The sequence below is a fragment of the Serratia sp. CY84636 genome (assembly GCF_052166245.1).
GTDB classification, from domain to species: domain Bacteria; phylum Pseudomonadota; class Gammaproteobacteria; order Enterobacterales; family Enterobacteriaceae; genus Serratia; species Serratia nevei.
In genome coordinates, this window is the sequence record NZ_JBJNOX010000002.1 from 1,516,704 (window position 1) to 1,532,259 (window position 15,556).

The following is a 15,556-nucleotide window of genomic DNA, read 5'->3' on the forward strand; positions in this document are numbered from 1 at the left end:
ACGCCGACGGATGTCTTAGTTATCCTCGGGGACCTCGGCGGCTACCCCTGCCTGATTCAACGTGGCAGACGGTGAAGCCATCTCCCTCTCGCCGATTTTCCAAAGGATGTCCACCCGGCGGTTGCGGCGGCGCCCTTCTTCCGTCGCGTTGTCGTCCAGCGGCTCCTGATCGCCCTTGCCGACCGACGTCACGGTGCGGTTGTATTTACTGTTGGCCAATGATTCCCGCAGCTTGTCGGCCACCGTCTGCGCGCGGGCTTCCGACAGTTTCAGGTTGGAGTTGTTGGAGGTGTTGCGATACGGTTTGTTGTCGGTATGCCCGATCACCTCCAGATCGCCTGGCCACGGCGCCAGCGCTTCCCCCAGACGCTCAATATTGCGTTTCTTTTTAAACTCTTCCGACAGCTTCGACTGCCCGGTGGCAAAGGCGCCGTCGGAGGTGAAGATCAACAGCCAGCCGCGCGGATCGGCGCGCACCTCCAGCCACCCTTCGCTGAGGATTTGCGGCAGCGGCTGCGGCAGCGTCTCCATAATGTTGATTTTGCGCGGCTGCGGCGGCGTCCAGGCCAGAATGGCGTTGCGCAGCGCGCGGGACTGGTCATGCAGATACCAGGCGGCCGAGGCATACGCCAGCAGCGCTATCGCCAGGCCGTAGCACAGCAGTTTGAGCGGCGTGATACGGGTGGCCTTGCGCACCACTTTGCTCGGTTCGGCATCGGCCAGCGTCTGCGTCGGATTCTGGCTGTACAGATAACCGTCAAGGCGATTGCGCACGTCGGCCAACAGCACCGCGCCGCGCTCCATCACGTGGAACTGCCCCTCAAACCCCAGCGACAGGATCAGATCGTAAAACGCCAGGATCTCCTTGTTGCGCGGCGAGGCGGCCAGATACTCTTGCAGGTGCTCGAAGCATTTTTCCCCACCCCAGGCATCGCGATAAAACTCCACCAGCAGGCTGAGGTTCAGTTCCCCGGACTCCAGCGTGCTCATGCAGCACTCGTCCACGTAGGAACACAGCAGATAGGCCAGCTTGTCCACATCGCCCGGCGCAACGTGATCCGCCAGCAACGTCTGCTGGAATTGTTGGATCTCCCGCACGATCTGCGCACGCACCGCCGCCGGGTTCAGCTGTTTCTGATCGCGCACCCGCTCCACCTGCAGCAATACCGGAATGGCGGCGGCGATCAGCGGGTTGTCCCAGTGGCCCATCATTACGCCGGGCTTGCTCAGCGCGGCGCGGCCAAACAGCCCGCTCGAGGTCGGCGCCGCATCGGCCTGGCGATCGCCAGGCGCGGGTTCGACGCTTTCCGGGACGGCGGTTTCTGCTTCATAAGGTTTGGGTTCGGGGGGCGCCGCCACCCCGGCGCTTCCCGGCCGCAGCTTGGCGGCCAACGCCCGCGCGCCGAAGGACAGCGCGGCGATTTCCGCCGTGGTTTTGCCCACCGAGCCGGACGTGGGGAGACGCGGGGTCGCGTTGTTGCGCGTTACCGCCATCGCCTCGCGGATTTTCCTCTCGAATTCGTTCATCCCACCCTCCCTTGCCTTAATCCCCAGACGTCAAAACGCAGGTCCGGGAAATCACCCACGATGCTGAGCGCCATCGCCGAGCCGCCCATCATTTCCTTGTAAATCGGGTCGGCATGATCCACCTCGAAATAGATGCTGTTCGGGTAATACGGTATGTGCCGCGGCGGCGAAGCCATCGGCAGCAAGCGAGCGCCCGGTAATTGAAGATCGATCAGCTGAATGATTTTCTCGACCGGCCCCAGCTTGACCTGCGCGGGGAAGTACGAACGCAGATGCTCGATGGACAAACCGCAGCTGACGGCAAACACCAGTTTTTCCAGCCGCAGCTGCGAGTCGTTCGGGCACAGGTAGATGCTGTCGCCGCGATCGATAAACGGCAGCGCCACCGCCGGCGCTTCGATCACCAGCGACAGCGCGCGGCGAATCGAGGCGAACAGCTGGAAATAGCAGTTGTGCGGCTCATCGTGCAGATACACCAAATCGGCCCGGTCCCAGAGCCGCTCGCCGCCGGGAATGATGCTGAGCCGCCCCAGCAGGCTCAACAACGTGTCGAACAGGGTTTCTGGATGCACCTGCGGGCTGGCCAACAGTTGGCTGATGCGCAAATTGAATTCGCTCAAGGTTTGCAGCAGCAGCAGTTCCAGCAGCTCGGACAGCCCGCCGATCGTCATATGCACATCCGGACGGAACACCGACTCCAGACGCTGGCTGATCAGCCCAAGCAATTCGGTGGTGAACGCGGGCAGCCAGCCGATGGCGCGGAAGTCCAACATCGGCGGCAGGGCGCGCTCATCCAGCAGCACCCGACGATCGCTGGTGAGTTCGCGCACGAAGCCGACCGGCAGCACGCTTTCCGCGCTGCTGACCGCATCTTCCAGGCTTAGCCGCGTCACCAGGCTCCCCAGCTGCATCGTGCACACGCGCGGTGTTCCCTCCAGGCTGACGCCGTGGTTGCGATCCGGCACGTCGGCGTCCATGGTGCGAAAACGGCTGCTTTTCCGCTCATCCTGGATAAGATCGATCTGGGCATTGCCGGCAATGTCCATCAGCACGGACAGGCACACCACTTTCCCCTGGCAGCCCTCTCCCAGCACCAGCGGTGGCGGCAGCGGAATATCCTCAGGCATGCTGAACGCCGTGCCGTCGGGGAAAACGCCCTTGGCTTTCTTCAGCGCAAACTTGCCCTGCTCCAATAGCCCGTTGTCGATTTCCAGCGTCAGGAACCCCCAGGTAAAGGTTTCGACGCTGCGCAAGCGCGCTTCAATCAAGTGCTCGAAAAAACGTTCCTGCTGCTGGAAATGCTGCGGTTCCATCAACATGCCTTCTACCCAGGCGACGCGTTGTTTAGGTAACATGTCATTCATCCATTTTGTCGTTAGTCACTATGCTGAGTGACGTCATCCCCACCATCACCTTCATTTGCGAATCAGCCTGCGCGGGCGATTTTTGCTCGGCGAGCGGCAATACCCCGCTGATTTGCTGAAATTCCGCCCCCACGACGACCCATCGCTCTTGCCCCGCCGGCACCTCGAAGCGATAACGCAGCGTCTCCCTCGGTTGCAAAATGCTCTGGTGCCGGCTCAGCGCCCCTTCCGACGGTGCCGTCTCCCGGCAAGGGGCGCCATCGCCAATCCCCTCGGGCATCCACCCCGAGCGATTGGTTTCGATGACGCACACCTTGACCGGCTGCGCCTCCCCGGCCGCATTCGGGTTCACGTTGTCGTTGGCGGTCACCTCGACATCGATAAACCGCAATCGACGCCCCTCATCGGCAGCCTCGTCGTGAGAAAACCAGCTGCACCCGCTCAGCATCCCCACCGCCAACAGTCCCCCTGCCGCGATCCCCCGGAGCGTCTTCACCATGCTGAACTCCTATGCATTAACGAAACATTTGGTCTGGCTCGGCGCGACCTGAGTGGCGACCATGTTGTTGTTGTTCGTCGTGCTGGAATCACCTAACCGCGTGACCGGCATGCCGCCGGTGAAATACTTCCCCGACCCCTGCATCGGCTGCATCTGTGCCGAATGCGTCCCCGAGGCGGCGCCGATCACCCCGCCCGAATCGACGGTGGCCACGCGAATGCTGCCGATGTTCTGTTCATTGCCGCCGCAAAGGAAATAGTTAGGCACGTTCGGTATGCCGGTATTGTTGGGCGCGGTATTCGGGCCCGGCGCCGGGATCATCGGGTCACAGCCGGCGAAGCTGATCCCGGCCGTGTTGTTGTTGGCTGCGGTCATGATGACTTACCCCATATGTATCTGGCCGCCGTCGATCTTCAGCACCGCCGAAGACTTCAGGGAACCAATTTCACTGTTGATGACGAGGGATTGCCGGGCATCCTGAATGATGTGCTTCGCCAGCACCTCGTCGGTTTCCTCCACCCGCCGGTTTGCGTGCTTGCTGCGCACAAACAGGCGTTGAGAGATTTGGTGCAGCGTTTCGGCGACCCAGCGGCTGCTGCGCGTCAGCAGCGTAAAGTGCGGGCTGCGCAACGTCAGCCGCTTGCCGCCTTGCAGTTCGATCTCCGGCGCCACGATGCGCAAGTTGGCGCTGCGGCTGTCCAGCGTCATGACGGCGTGCGCCTGTTGTCGCGACAGGATCTCGGTAATGACCAATTTGTCGCCGTCGACGATGACGCAAACGCGATCGCCCGCCAGCGGCTGAACCAGGCAGCTGGTGGCGACCGCCAGGCAGTGGGCGCGCATGCCATCGACATACAGGCCGCCATTGGCGTCGGCCGCCAGCGTCACCACCTTGCGCCCCCCTTGTTCGGCAAGCGGAGCGCTGCGCACCAACTGCAAAGGCGTCACCCTGGCGTTGGCATAGACCTTCTGATGCTCTCTTCTGGACTTATACATATCTGCTTACTCCTGTTGGCCGTTGATACGACGGTTGCCGCGGTCCCGGTTGTTGATGCGCATACCAGGCGTCGATCGCACTCAAGAACGGATCGGCGGTAAGCGGCACATTTTCGGCGCGATGACGCTTCGCCCCATGCAGGCGGGCGCTCTGTTGCTGGGCGGCGGTCAACGGCTGTTCCATCAGGTTCGCCTCCCGCATCTCGGCCTGTTCCATGTTGGCCAGCGCCAGATCGCACGCCATGAACTCCGCCTGCGTCAGCCTGGCGCGCCCCCAGTGGGCGCCGTTCATCGCGCATTCGCTGAACCGGGCCTTCTGCGCCTGCGCCAGAGTCAGCGTCGCGCGCTCGAAATCGCAGCGCAGCGCCTGCACTTCGGCAAAGATCGCCGACGTCAGATCGCTGTCGGCGAACGAGCACCCTTCCAGCTCGCTGCGGTGAAAGCTGGCGCCCTGCAGCCGCAGCTGGGCCAGGTTGCAGCCCGACAGGCGGCAGGTGAACCAGATGCGCGCCTGCCCCTCGATCGTCTGCCAGCTGCATTTCTCCAGCCGGCAGCTCCCCATGATGTGGCGTTCGAGGGTCGATGCCTGCCACAGGCACTGCGTGAGTTGACAGGCATACCAGTTGGCGTCCTGAATGATGTCCTGTTGGAACATCATGTTGGTCAGGGTGCTGGACTGCACGGCCAGGTGCCCCAGGCTGCTGCGCTCGACTTCCGCCCCGTTGACCTCGCACTGGATCAAACTGCAGTCGTCCAGCAGACAGTCGCCGATGTAGCACCCACGCAGCGTGGTGTCGTTGCACGCCAGATTGCACAGCAGCCCCCGTTGCAGCGTCAGGTTGTCAAACCGGCATTCGTTGAACGACAGGCGCAGCAAGCTGCCGCCGACCACGTTGACCTCGTTCAGGGTGCAGCCCTCAAAGCGCACCGCCCGCAAATCGCATCCTTCAAACGTGACGCGCTCGAAATGGCAGTCGATGAAAGAACAGTCGCTCAGCGTCAGCCCTTTCAGCTCGCGATCGTGGAAGCGCCGCTTTTTGAAGGTTCGCGGCAGGGGCGGCGTCTGCGACACCGCCTGAGCGACCTCCAGCTCAATCACCTCGGTGTCAGGCAGGGCCTGCTGAATCACGCGGCTTTCAGTTTTCATGCGCATAGTCCCCCTGAATAATTCTGCGCGGTACCCAGCACGCCCGCTCCAGCAAACACCCGCTGAAACGGGTGCCGGCGTCCTGCCAGGTCATCGCCAGATTCGCCGCCGCCAGGTTGCACTGCTCAAATCCCGCATCGCGCAAATCGGCGTTATAAAACATGGCTTGCTGGGCGCTGCTGTTTTGCCAGCGGGCGTGCGCCAGCACGCTGTCTTTAAACCGCACGCCGGCCAGGTCGCAGCCGACGATCGCGCAAGCCGTCAGGTCGGCCTCGTCGAAATTGCATTCGGTGAAAACGCTGTACTGCAGCTGACACCTCTCCATACGCGCCGCTTTCAGCCCCACTTTGGTGAAGCAGCAGTCGCTGAACACGCCGTGGGAGAAATTCACCTGCATCCCCGCCGTCATGCTCTCGATTCGGCAACGTTCGAAGCGCACGCCGCGCCAATTGCCGCCAAGAAACGAGTTCTTGGTTAACGCCATATCCAGCGCCACCGCCCCCTCGGCCAGACAGCGGTTGAAGACGCAGGCGTCCAGCTCCCCTTGCAGGAATTGCGCGCGGATCAGCGTCGAGCCGTTGAACATGCCGTTGCCAATCGCCCCGCGCTCAAAGCGGCTCGCGGTGAAATCTCCCCGCTCGAAGACGCAGTAATCGAGCTTCACGCCCTCGGCCCGCATGCCTTGCCCCTGCGGCTCTTCCAGCGTCACTTTTTCGAGGACCACCTCCTGCCATACGCTTTCCGCCATCAGCGGCTTTTGCAGGGTGCACGACACCATGCGGATCCGGCGCAGCGCCGCCTGCGTCAGGTTGACCGCATCAAAAACGCAGTTTTCGAAGGTGCAGTTCTCCAGAACGGCCTGTGAAAAATCGCAGCGCTCAAAACGGCATTGCAGAAAATGCTTGTCCGACAGCGCAGGGCTGCGCAATCCGGTGAAGGTTTTCCCTTCCACGGTCGCGCTAGCGGGGAAAAACGCGTCGTTACCCTCTTCGGCAGGCAGATCCGGCAAATCGGGCAACGTCACGGGGGCGGGCTCCGCCGCCGTCTGTTGCTGGTGCAAGGCAATCGCCTCGCGAATGCGTTGATAGAAAACGGCGGAGTCGCCCAAAGACGTGGGCGACGGATCGTAACGCAGATCGCTGGGGTGATCCGACGCCGCCTGGATGACGTTCAGCCCCATCTCCGCCGGCATCAGATCCGGATCGAACAGGAACTCGAAGGGCGAAGCCTCGTCGTCGCTACGCTTATGGTGCACCTGCCGGAAATAATCGAACGGGCGCGGCGCGTCGCAACGATCCAACGCCAGCATCAGGGACTCGATGGACTCGTCCAGAAGATGCGTCAGCGGCGCATTGCCGGTGAAAATAATCAGCGCCATGTCGCTGTCGGGCAGGAACCACAGCGTTTTTCGCTGCAGTTCGATTTCCTCGAGGCCTTCGCTATCGTGGCGGCCGATGAATGCCCGCCCGCGCACCGCCGGCAGCTCGCCGCGTATCGCCTGGCTCTGCGCGCCGACGCCCTGCAGTTCAAAGGGCACCCTATCCGGCCACGCCGCTTCCGGCAGCCACTGCGCCGGCGGCGCCATCTGGTAGTAGCGCCGATCGATATCGGCCGGCAATCCGGGGAAAGCCGTTTCCAGATACGCTTTGTTGGCGATCTGGCCCGCCACCTTGTCGATGTGCGCCTTACGCAGCAAAAACTCGTGCGGCACCGGCGCCGGCGCCGCCAACGGGGAGCGTTCCTGTGCGGAGCCCTCGGCGGACAAGGTCATCAGCAGCGGCCGCAGCCCATCATTGCAACCGCGCCCCAACGGATTCTCCTTGTTGTCTTTCCCGCCCCAGGCCGAGGTGTGATCCAGCGGCACGCTGAGGAAAGGTTCCGCCCCCATCGCGCCGCGTCGGCCCTCGCCCTCGACCCGCCAACGGCGCTTAAGCCCGCCGATGTCGGCGCTGACGTCCAGCGTTTTTACCGGCTGACCGATGCCGGCATGGCCGGCGATCAGGTATTCGGCGAACGGCTTCGGCTCGGCCACATCCAGCACCGGCAGGCTGAGCGGCGCGCGTTTCCACGCCTCCCAGATTTCGGCTTCGTTCACGAAGTGTTCCGGTCGGGACAGGTAGCATCCGGCCACGACGCTGATGCCGAGCCTGCTGTCTGTGCCGATCTGGTAACTTCCTTTAATCGCCACCAATTGCTGTGGCCGTATGATTCTCATTGCCGCGCCTCGTTAGTTTTTGCTTTGCATCCCGACTTTTTTCAAATCGACGCCGGTCTCGGACAGTGACGCGCCGGTGTAGCTGATGGACACCCCCGTCGTGCTGGTGCTGCTGCCGGTATTGCTGACGCTGCTACCGGTATTGCTGACGCTGCTGCCAGTGCTGCTGACGCTGCTGCCGGTAGTGCCGACGCTGCTGCCGGTGGTGCTCACGCTGCTGCCGGTGGTGCTGATGCTGCAACCGGTGGTGCTGGTCGACGAACCGGTGGTGCTGATACTGCAGCCGGTGGTGCTGGTCGATGAGCCGGTGGTGCTCACGCTCACGCCGGTAAAGCTGGTGCTGCTGCCGGTCTGGCTGGTGCTGACCGTGGTATAGCTGTTGCTCTCGCCGGTCATGCTGTTGCTGATGCTGGTGAAGGAGTTACTTTCGCCGGTCATCGAGTTGGAGACGCCGGTGCAGCTGGTGCTCTGCCCGGTAAATGACGTGCTCAACCCGGTGAACGACGTGCTCACGCCGGTAAACGACGTGCTCACGCCGGTGAACGAGGTGCTGACGCCGGTAAACGAGGTGCTGACCCCGGTGGCGCTAAGACTGACGCCGGTCAGTGAGGCGCTGACGCCGGTGATCGACGCGTTAAATCCGGTAATGCTGAAGACGTAATCCTTGTAAGAAACGTGGTTGGTGAACCAGTCCGTAAAGGTGCGGCGGATGATGTCGAACTTGTCCATCCCCACCTCGGTGGCCTGGTTGCGCTCGACCGTGGTTTGCAGATCGCGTTCGGCGTGCAGCATGACGCGTTCGTTGTTGCGGTTGTCGTCGAAGGTCAGCTGGCTGGCATGCTGCGGTTTGCCGAAGCGCAGCGAGCGCGACACCATCCCCGAGTAGTTGATGTATTCAGGCAGTTGATAAGGCGGCGGGTTATCGCCGTTATAAACGATACCTGTCACCATCGGGCGATCGAGATCGCCGTCGACATAGGTCACCAACACTTCCTGGCCGACGCGCGGCATGGCGATCACGCCCCAGCCTTTCCCCGCCCAGGCCTGCACCACGCGGATCCAGCACGAGCTGTCTTCCTCGGTGGTTTTGTAGCGATCCCAGTGGAAGTGCACGCGAATGCGCGCAAACTTGTCGGTATGCACTTCGGAATTGGGTGCGCCGACCACGGTGGCGCTCTGGATGCCCGGCATCTGCGGCTTGGGCGTCTCGCGCAGCGGGCGGAACGCCACGTCGTCGTTCAACGCGTTGAAACGGCAGGTCACGTTGCGGCCGTCGCTGCTGCTGTCGGGGCCATCTTGCACGAACACATAGTCGCAGCGGGTCAGTTTGAAGCGGCGGTTGCGGTTGGCGTCCGGGTGCAAAATCAAGGAGAAGTCCTTGCCGGCCATCAACCCGACGGCGTTGCTCTCGCCAAACAGCAGGTGGCCGTCGCTTTGCATTTCTTCCAGGCGCAAACGCGCCAGATTCTCGCCGCGTTCAGTATCCACATAGCCCGCCGCGTAGTCGTACCACTCCAGCGGCGTGTTCTGCAGGCCGAGGCGGCTCTCTTCCACCTTGGTTTGCAGGTTCTTGCGCGGGTTCTGGAAGTCGAAGTCGCGCAGCACGATTTCATTCGGACGCACTTTGCGGGAACGCTGGATGCGCTGGATCCCTTCGCGGATAGCGCGGTTTTCTTCGCTGTCCGGCATGAACGGCAACACGGCGTAACCGAAATCCAGATCGTCGAAATCCTGCCGGTCGGTGATCACCAGCGTGTGCTTATCCTCGGCGTGATCGAAGTAATACCAGATGCCTTCGTCTTCCAGCAGGCGGCTGATAAACGCAAAATCCGTTTCGGAAAATTGCACGCAATACTCACGCGTCGGATAGGTGCCTTGAATATCCAGACGGTAGTCGGCAAAGCCATAGCGAGAGAAGATTTGCTCGATGATGTCGAGCACGTTCAGATCCTGGAAAATACGGCTGTTGCGGTTCTGCATCAAAAACCACAGCCAGGTGCTCAGCTCCAGTTTGTACACGAACTTATCCTGATGCTGCCCCGCATCGGACGCGCCGATCACGTAAGCGTAGAAAGGCCGCGAGCCGAAATCCGGCCTTTCTATCTGGATGCGGATCCCTTCACCCAGCAAGGATTCATAATCCACGTCCGCCTGTTCGCATTCGAATTCGAGCGAATATTGCGAGTTGCTCGACAACCCTTCTTGGGTGGTGAAGCTGAGTGGAAACGCATTTAATTCGGCTAACACCGGGTTATCAATTTCGATTAAAGGCATAACAACCTCTCTGATCCGATATCGAACCCCGCCCCGCGTTTGCGGGCCGGCGGTAAATTAAAAATCAGTCGAAATAAACACTTAAGCTATCGTTCTCGACCATGAGTTGGATATTCTGCAGTTCCTGTCCCGTCCGTTTGCGCTGCAGCACTTCATTGCTGATCGGCGGCAAGATCGCCTGCTGCAGCAGCGACTCGACCGCTCTTCCGCGCGATGGATGGGCGCTGATGCGTTTGGCGATCCAGCCAGGGATGTCGCCCTCCAGCACCAGCGACACGCCCACTTCTTTGTGCAAACGCTGCTGTAAACGTGAAATCTGTTTGGTGGCGATATGGGTTATCGCTTCGGTGGAAAGCGGCACGTAAGGAATGACGTTCATGCGCGCCAACAGCGCCGCCGGGAAAAAGCGCGCCAAGACGTCGTGCAGCATCGGGCGCAGCGCCTCGGTTTTCAGCTCCGGCGTTTCCGCCAGCGTCGCTTCTATTTCGCCGGCGCCGATGTTGCTGGTCATCAAAATAAAGCACTGGCGGAAGCTGATCATGCGGCCCTCGCCGTCCTCCATCACGCCCTTGTCGAAGACTTGATAGAACGCTTCATGGATATCGGGATGCGCCTTGTCGAATTCGTCGAGCAGCACGATGGAATAGGGTTTGCGCCGCACCGCCTCCGTCAATTTGCCGCCCTTGCCATAGCCGACATAGCCCGGCGGCGCCCCCTTCAGCGTGGAGACGGTGTGCGACTCTTGAAACTCGCTCATATTGAAGACGATCAGGTTATGCGCGCCGCCGTACATCGCCTCCGCCAGGGCGAACGCGGTCTCCGTTTTGCCGACGCCGCTCGGGCCGGACAGCATGAAAACGCCCAACGGCCGATCGTGCGCCTGGATGCCGGCGCGGGAGATCCTCACCGCCTGCGCGATTTCGTCGATCGCCGTCTGCTGGCCGAAAATCTGGCGACTCAGCAGTTGGTTGAGGTTGAGCGCATTGTCCAGATCGCTTTGCAGCATGCGGCCGGTGGGGATGCCGGTCCAATCCGACAGCACCTCCGCCACGACGCGATCGTCCACCCACGGATACACCAGCGGCAGACCGCCGCCCTGCAGCTCGCCCAACTCGGTAGCCAGCTGCGGCAAACGATCCGGCGACTGCTGCTCTGCATCGAGCAAGGTGGTGACCGCCTGCTGCTCCTGCGCCTGCCGCTGACGCAGCGCATCCAGCTCTCCTTCCATCTCGCTGAGCGTCTGCTGCAATTCGCTGATGCGGGTGAGCGCCAGATCGTCGAATTTGCTTTCTTCCTGCAGGCCGTGCATTTCGGTACGCTTCACCGCCAGCCCGGCCTCGAGCGACTCGATTTTTTCAGGCTGCGCATGTTGGCTCAGCGCCACCCGCGCGCAGGCGGTGTCCAGCAGGCTGATGGCCTTGTCCGGCAGCTGCCGCGACGGCAGATGGCGCAGCGACAAGTGCACCGCCGCCTGCAGCGCCGACTCGCGGATCTTGACGCTGTGGTGCTGCGCAAAATGCGGGGCGATGGCGCGCATCATGTTCACCGCATTCTCTTCGTCCGGCTCTGAAACCAGCACGTACTGGAAACGGCGCGTCAGCGCGGCATCCGGCTCGATGAACTGTTTGTATTCCGACCAGGTGGTCGCCGCCACCATGCGCAGCGCGCCCCTGGCCAGCATCGGTTTCAACAGGTTGACGGCGTCGCCGGTGCCGGCCTGCCCGCCGGCGCCCACCAGCGTATGCGCCTCGTCGCAGAACAAAATCACCGGCACGGCCGAATGCGCAATGGCGTCGATCAGCGCTTTCAGGCGCGATTCGAATTCGCCCCGCATGCTCGCCCCGGCCTGCATGCGCCCCAGATCCAAAGACAGCAGCCGGGCGCCCTGCAGCAGCGGCGGCACCTGCCCTTGGGCTATCTTGCAGGCCAGCGCTTCCGCCACGGCCGTTTTGCCGACCCCGGCTTCGCCCACCAAAATCGGGTTGTTCTGCCGACGGCGCAGCAAAATGTCGATCACCTGGCGCAGCTCCGCTTCGCGGCCAATCACCGGGTCAATTTCACCGTCGCGCGCCTGACGAGTCAGGTCCGCACACCATTTATCGAGTATCTCGACCGTCTCGGGCGCATCCGGCGCCTCGCCGAGCGCGCCGTAGCTTTCTTCTTCTTCCTCCTCGTGTTCGACAGACTCCGCCAGAATCGCCGGGTAGTCGTCGAACAGCTGCGGGATCGGCAGTTTTTTAAACTCTTCGCTCAGCCGGTACAGGCTGCGCTGCAGCGTGGGATCCTGCAGAATGCCGACCAGGATATGGATGGTGCGCACGCCGCCGGACGGCGTTTCGGCGAGCTGGCTCATCAGCAGCCCTCTTTCCACCACCGTTTCCAACTGCGTCGACAGATCCACCACCGCATTCGTCCGGTTTGGCAAGGTATGGAGAATGCGATCCAACGCATCGCTTACGCGCTGAATATTGATCGCGTAGTGCGCCAGGATCAGCGGCAAGTCGCCGCGTTCTTTGTCCACCAGGACTTTCAGCCAGTGTTCAAGCTCCACGTATTCGTGCCTGAAGGTCCGGCACAGCTTGGTGGCTTCAACGAAGGACTGATAAGCAAAGTGGCCCAATCGCGAAAAAAGACGTTCTCGTTGATACACCTTAAATTTCCTTATATTAAGTTGTTGATTGATAAACCAGCTGCCTAAACGTCCCTGTCTTAGGTTTCAGCCAGCTGTCTTTACTCAGCGACTTGCCGCCCAGCTGCGCCGCCATGCCCGGCTCCGTGGCGATCAGCAGGCTGACGTCCAACATCAGCTGATGGCTCGTGAAGTCATGGCAGATGCTCACCAGCGCCTGCAGCCGCCGGCTGCCGCGCTGATACTGCTGATAATGCGGGGCCCCCAGCGGCCCGATTTGAATATGCGCGCCGTACTGGGCATCGAAAAAGCGGCTACCGATGCGCGTGCTCCCCAGCTTGCCCAGCTTTTGGCTGCCGTTTTTTTTGCCGTCGTCGATCCATTTGGCGTAGCGCGGCGTAATTTCGATGGGAACCGCGAAGTAGGCCGCCAGCATCTTGTTAAGCTGGCGCAGCGAGCGGCGGCCCGGCAGATAAATGCCGGGGTAGGCTTCGCGCAGGCGCTGGATATGCGGGTTCACGGCCAACGTGGTGTCGACGCCCACCGTCTGCCGCAGATGATGCAAAAACGGGTTTTTGTCATCGTCATGGTCATGCCCGATCATCGCCTTCAGCTGCGCCCAGGCCCGGTAATGCAGTACGGCGAAGCGCTGGCTGACGATGCCGACGAACTGCTGGAACGCCTGATTGCGCCTGGCGATGACTTCGGTGCGCGCGTGCTCGGTCACATGGATCGGCAGCGGGCCGTAAGGGGCGAACATGCCGAAATGCCGCGCCTGAATCAGCACCTGCGTAGGGCGTTGTACGATGGAGGCGATTTCACGCGAGGCAAAGCCCATATCCGCCGGCTGGGTGATGCAGAGCCTTTCGCGGCTGCGATCGTTGGAGACGCCGAGCCGCGGCGCATCCGGCTGCGCACGCTCGATGCGCCGCAACAGCTCGAAGAAATCCTGCCGATTGGACAGCCCGCGGATTTCGGCCTGGCCCAGGCTTTCGCCTTGGGCCCCCGGCGCCGGCGCCTGTTCCAACGACAGCGCCGTTTCGCGCATCAGCGACATATCAGCCATAGTAGAGCGCCCCCCAGTCGGCGTGGGTTTCCCCATCCAGCAACAGCTTCATGCTCAACGTTTGGTTCAGGTCGCCGTATTGGCTCAGCGCGTGGTGCAATATTTTGCCGAACAGATAGGCGCCGTGATCGGCATGATGGTTGGCGCTTAGGTTGACGGCGATCTCGGCCCCGCGGATCCAGGCCAGCGGCCCCGGCCCCTGATTGCGTTCGAAGTGGTGCTCCACCCAGGCGTTTTTGATGCTGGCGATGCGTTTGCGCTGGCTGGAGTCGTCCTGATGGCAGAACAACGACAGCCAGTCGCGCAACAGCGCCGAGCAATCCTGCACGTCAGGGCGCGCATGGCGCAAAGGATTGGAGGCCAGCATCTGGATCGCTTGCCACGCCTGGCTGATGTTCGGCACCGCGACGGGGTTGCTCGGATAGCGGACGATCTCCACCTGATGGATCGGCATCGCCGTTTCCAGCTGGAAATGCGGTTGCTGCAGGTGCGCAGGCACCAGATGCCGTTCGCAGACCAGCGCCTCGACGCTGAGCGACGTGATGTCATCGATGTCGATGCCGCTTTTGCCCGGCGAAATGGCGATAAAGGTATCTTCGTTGGGCAGGTGCGGGTTGTTGTATTTGGATGGGGACGGTTCCCGGCGGCGGTGTAACGTATAGCCGGCCGGCTCCCGCTCGCAGTCGTAGTGCACGTCGGCCTGCAGCGAAGAGAAAATCACCGGGTTGCCGTCGGGCAGCATGCCCTTCACCTGTTTGACGCTATGAATCTCATACAGCGAGGTGTTCAAACGATCGACCACCAGCTGATGCTCCGTGCGCTCTCCCGTCAGCAGCACCGGCGAGCAATGGCGGCGATACAGGTTGATGACCGGGGTCGCGAAAAGATGAAAATCCCTGGCGTTGACGCGACCGATCAGCGTAAGCGGGCGTTGCTCAAGCGCGAACAAAATCTCGAATTCATGGACGCGTTCACATTGGCGCAGAAAGTCCCGCACGCCATGCAGCTCCAGGCTGAAGAAGCGGCTCGGCGCCGCAAAGTACTCGCGCATCAGGCGGTTGCCGGGCAATTCCCCCACCGCGGTGGGCAACAGCGCCTCTTCGTCGCCGACGCCGCCCAGACGCAGGCTTTCCGGTTGCAAGACTTTGATGACCGGCCGATCGTCGTTTTTCGCCCATAGCACGATGCGCAAGGTGCGATTAAGCAGCGCGGCCATCAGCTGGTTGGCCCGCACCGTATCTTCCGCCAACGTCAGGTGCAACGGCTCGAGATCCAGTTCCGAGACGGGCAACACGCCGTGCGTGGTCAGGCCGATTCTGACGTAGGCCGAACAGTCTTGCATATGCCTGGCGGCACCGTCGGGCAAATGGTGAGGCGGCAAGATTTCGCATTCCGCCAGTGCAATCTCAACGGGCTGCACTTTAATATGCCGCGCCGTGGTGAACGTGGCGGGTTTGTTGTTCAGCGAGATATCGTTCAGGGTCATGCGGCTCCCGCGCGGCAGGTCAACCTGGCTGTGCCACTGGGGAAAAGAGAGATCGGGCTTAATCGCGACGGTGGCGATCGCGGGAACCGGCGTGTACCACAAGGGCGCCAGGCGCGAAAGCATTTGCAAGGCGAATTCTGGCTGTTCGTTGTTCAGCTTTTCCTGGATGCGGGTGCAAAGAAAAGCAGAGCCCTCCAACAGGCGCTCGACGAAAGGATCCAGCACGCCGTCGATATGCATGCCTAAATGCTGAGCGACCTGGGGATGCGAAGAGGCGAACTGACGGCCGGCCTCGCGAAAATAACGCAGCTCATCATTATATAATTGGAGAAAACGCTCACTGAACATAGTCA

The 15,556-nt window shown here is 61.6% G+C and carries 11 protein-coding genes; all 11 read right to left on the reverse strand.

The genetic code is table 11. From position 1 onward, the window contains the following. Nucleotides 1-15: 15 nt before the first annotated feature. Nucleotides 16-1,527, reverse strand: a complete 1,512-nt coding sequence (icmH, locus tag ACJ8QI_RS11715; RefSeq protein ID WP_089186149.1) for a type IVB secretion system protein IcmH/DotU — start codon at nt 1,525-1,527, stop codon at nt 16-18. Further along, entirely contained in the window at nt 1,524-2,882 is a 1,359-nt protein-coding gene (tssK, locus tag ACJ8QI_RS11720; protein WP_038872282.1) for a type VI secretion system baseplate subunit TssK, read from the reverse strand. The genes icmH and tssK overlap by 4 nt, the downstream gene beginning before the upstream one ends. A gap of 1 nt (nt 2,883) precedes the next feature. Further along, complete coding sequence (locus tag ACJ8QI_RS11725; RefSeq protein WP_442532522.1) at nt 2,884-3,390, reverse strand: type VI secretion lipoprotein TssJ; 507 nt, start codon at nt 3,388-3,390, stop codon at nt 2,884-2,886. Between the two features lie 9 nt (nt 3,391-3,399). Continuing rightward, nucleotides 3,400-3,765: a PAAR-like domain-containing protein gene (locus ACJ8QI_RS11730; RefSeq protein WP_038872288.1), complete on the reverse strand. Its 366-nt coding sequence runs from the start codon at nt 3,763-3,765 to the stop codon at nt 3,400-3,402. Between the two features lie 6 nt (nt 3,766-3,771). Next, on the reverse strand, nt 3,772-4,386 hold the full coding sequence (locus ACJ8QI_RS11735) for a DUF3540 domain-containing protein (RefSeq protein WP_087763130.1): 615 nt from the start codon (nt 4,384-4,386) through the stop codon (nt 3,772-3,774). Further along, the gene (locus tag ACJ8QI_RS11740) at nt 4,379-5,533 is read right to left on the reverse strand and encodes a pentapeptide repeat-containing protein (protein WP_442532523.1); all 1,155 of its coding nucleotides are present in this window, start codon (nt 5,531-5,533) and stop codon (nt 4,379-4,381) included. Before ACJ8QI_RS11740 ends, ACJ8QI_RS11735 begins: the two co-directional genes overlap by 8 nt. Continuing rightward, entirely contained in the window at nt 5,523-7,748 is a 2,226-nt protein-coding gene (locus ACJ8QI_RS11745; RefSeq protein ID WP_442532524.1) for a DUF2169 domain-containing protein, read from the reverse strand. The genes ACJ8QI_RS11740 and ACJ8QI_RS11745 overlap by 11 nt, the downstream gene beginning before the upstream one ends. A 12-nt stretch (nt 7,749-7,760) precedes the next feature. Beyond that, nucleotides 7,761-10,022: a type VI secretion system tip protein VgrG gene (vgrG, locus tag ACJ8QI_RS11750; RefSeq protein ID WP_060420442.1), complete on the reverse strand. Its 2,262-nt coding sequence runs from the start codon at nt 10,020-10,022 to the stop codon at nt 7,761-7,763. 64 nt (nt 10,023-10,086) lie between these two features. Then, entirely contained in the window at nt 10,087-12,672 is a 2,586-nt protein-coding gene (gene tssH, locus ACJ8QI_RS11755; RefSeq protein ID WP_060420440.1) for a type VI secretion system ATPase TssH, read from the reverse strand. 16 nt (nt 12,673-12,688) lie between these two features. Next, nucleotides 12,689-13,717, reverse strand: a complete 1,029-nt coding sequence (gene tssG, locus ACJ8QI_RS11760; RefSeq protein WP_070914588.1) for a type VI secretion system baseplate subunit TssG — start codon at nt 13,715-13,717, stop codon at nt 12,689-12,691. After that, on the reverse strand, nt 13,710-15,551 hold the full coding sequence (gene tssF / locus ACJ8QI_RS11765) for a type VI secretion system baseplate subunit TssF (protein ID WP_055317104.1): 1,842 nt from the start codon (nt 15,549-15,551) through the stop codon (nt 13,710-13,712). Before tssF ends, tssG begins: the two co-directional genes overlap by 8 nt. Nucleotides 15,552-15,556 lie beyond the last annotated feature (5 nt).

What these genes read in the sequence shown, in the direction of transcription:
- ACJ8QI_RS11745 (WP_442532524.1), bottom strand. Translation starts at nt 7,748, where the DNA reads ATGAGAATCATACGGCCACAGCAATTGGTGGCGATTAAAGGAAGTTAC.
- tssG (WP_070914588.1), bottom strand. Translation starts at nt 13,717, where the DNA reads ATGGCTGATATGTCGCTGATGCGCGAAACGGCGCTGTCGTTGGAACAG.
- ACJ8QI_RS11735 (WP_087763130.1), bottom strand. Translation starts at nt 4,386, where the DNA reads ATGTATAAGTCCAGAAGAGAGCATCAGAAGGTCTATGCCAACGCCAGG.
- tssF (WP_055317104.1), bottom strand. Translation starts at nt 15,551, where the DNA reads ATGTTCAGTGAGCGTTTTCTCCAATTATATAATGATGAGCTGCGTTAT.
- ACJ8QI_RS11725 (WP_442532522.1), bottom strand. Translation starts at nt 3,390, where the DNA reads ATGGTGAAGACGCTCCGGGGGATCGCGGCAGGGGGACTGTTGGCGGTG.
- icmH (WP_089186149.1), bottom strand. Translation starts at nt 1,527, where the DNA reads ATGAACGAATTCGAGAGGAAAATCCGCGAGGCGATGGCGGTAACGCGC.
- vgrG (WP_060420442.1), bottom strand. Translation starts at nt 10,022, where the DNA reads ATGCCTTTAATCGAAATTGATAACCCGGTGTTAGCCGAATTAAATGCG.
- ACJ8QI_RS11740 (WP_442532523.1), bottom strand. Translation starts at nt 5,533, where the DNA reads ATGAAAACTGAAAGCCGCGTGATTCAGCAGGCCCTGCCTGACACCGAG.
- tssK (WP_038872282.1), bottom strand. Translation starts at nt 2,882, where the DNA reads ATGTTACCTAAACAACGCGTCGCCTGGGTAGAAGGCATGTTGATGGAA.
- ACJ8QI_RS11730 (WP_038872288.1), bottom strand. Translation starts at nt 3,765, where the DNA reads ATGACCGCAGCCAACAACAACACGGCCGGGATCAGCTTCGCCGGCTGT.